Genomic DNA, 1,503 nt, shown 5'->3' with positions numbered 1-1,503 from the left:
GGCTGCGGGTGAGGAACATGGCGGCGATGGCCAGCATCACCGCCAGGGCCGAGGCGATAGCCATGTCCGGCACCAGGCTCGCACTCAATACCCCCATCAGGGCCGACACCCCGTTGCCCACAAGGATGGACCAGGGCTGGGCCAGGGGGCTCGCGGGGGCGGCAAACAGCAGCACGGCGGAGGCCCCCATGGGGGCGATGAGCCAGTGCACCTCGAGCCCCAACCCCCAGCGGCACAGCAAGGCGGTGCCGAGCAAGCCGATGAGGGCGCCAAGGGCGCCGTAACAACTCTCTTTGACGCTGGTATTGGTCGATACCGGCAAAAAATCCCTGAACTGCATGGTGCTCCCGCGGACGATAACATTTATTTCAAATGCGCAATTCTAGCCACTTTCCCCCCTCCCGCACCAGCACCCCGCTCCGCCATGGCCATCATCCGCACGCGTTTTCCCTTCTTAACATTGTCTTAAGAGTCCGCTGGCACCCTCTACACCATCCCAACACTGGAGCCCAACGGTATGACTCACCTCAACGATGCCCTGCGCCGCTTCGACGGCCAACGCCGGGTCTGGACGGCGGGACTGGAGCGAACCCTGCTCGGCTGGCTTGCCAGTCGCAGCGCATTGCCGCCCTCTTCGCAGGCACCCCGCCGGATCCTGGTCATTCGCAGCACCAACCGCATCGGCAACAACCTCTTCCTGCTGCCCTTCCTGCACCAGCTTCATCGCGCCCATCCCCACGCCGAGCTGGAGCTGGTGTGCAGCCCCACCGCCCTGCTCCCCTTCCTGGCCGATCTGCCCCTGCGGCACATTCATCAGATCCGGTTGCAGGGCAGACACCTGCCGGGCGCCCTCTCGGCACTCTCGCGTCTGCGCCGCCAGCACTACGACAGGGTCTACGTCCCCTTCGCCTCCAGTACGGATCACTTCATCGCCGCCTGGGTACAGGCCCGTGAGAAATGCGGCTTCGACGATGGCCATGGGGATCTCATCTTCCAGCGTCCGCGGGCTGCGGACAGTGAGTGCCACTACGCCCACCAGCCCCTGCAACTGCTCGGCATACCGGGCAATCCGGCCGAACCCATCCCCCTTGGCAGCCTGTTGCAGGGGCCAAGCCCGGCCTTGAGTGCGCTGCGACGAGCCCATCCTGGCCGTCCCCTGATCGGCTTTTTCACCGGTGCTCGCAAGGGCAAGGGGCTCTTCCTGCCCCAGTGGCAGCGGTTGCTTGGGGATCTGCGCCGTCACAGCCCGGATGCCCTGCTGATCCAGCTCGCGGATCCCGCCGCCCCCGAGCACCTGCTCGGGGACGTGCACGTTTCCCTTGGCAACATGGGGGAGCTGGCCCGCTTCACGGGCGGCCTCTCCCTCTTCGTCAGCGCCGACACCGGTCCCCTGCACCTGGCTGCCGCCAGCGGTGTGCCCTGTCTTGGCCTCTTTACCCAGACCGACCCCGTCCGCTACGGGTGCCTGGGCGCCCAGCACCTCAATCTGGTGATCGAGGATCG

At 66.1% G+C, this 1,503-nt stretch carries 2 protein-coding genes; one reads left to right on the top strand and one right to left on the bottom strand.

Translation table 11 applies throughout. The annotated features are described in order from the left end of the window. Positions 1–340 (bottom strand): HPP family protein (locus AACR77_RS11710; RefSeq protein WP_042881620.1); only part of this gene is annotated, 340 nt, incomplete at its 3' end. 177 nt (positions 341–517) lie between these two features. Between AACR77_RS11710 and AACR77_RS11705 the strand changes: the two genes are divergently transcribed. Beyond that, positions 518–1,503 (top strand): glycosyltransferase family 9 protein (locus tag AACR77_RS11705; protein WP_042881618.1); only part of this gene is annotated, 986 nt, incomplete at its 3' end.

The sequence above is a fragment of the Aeromonas sp. ZOR0002 genome (genome assembly GCF_963866995.1).
GTDB lineage: Bacteria > Pseudomonadota > Gammaproteobacteria > Enterobacterales > Aeromonadaceae > Aeromonas > Aeromonas caviae.
Note: the sequence above shows the minus strand (reverse complement) of the source record. Positions and strands in the feature narration are given on the sequence as shown.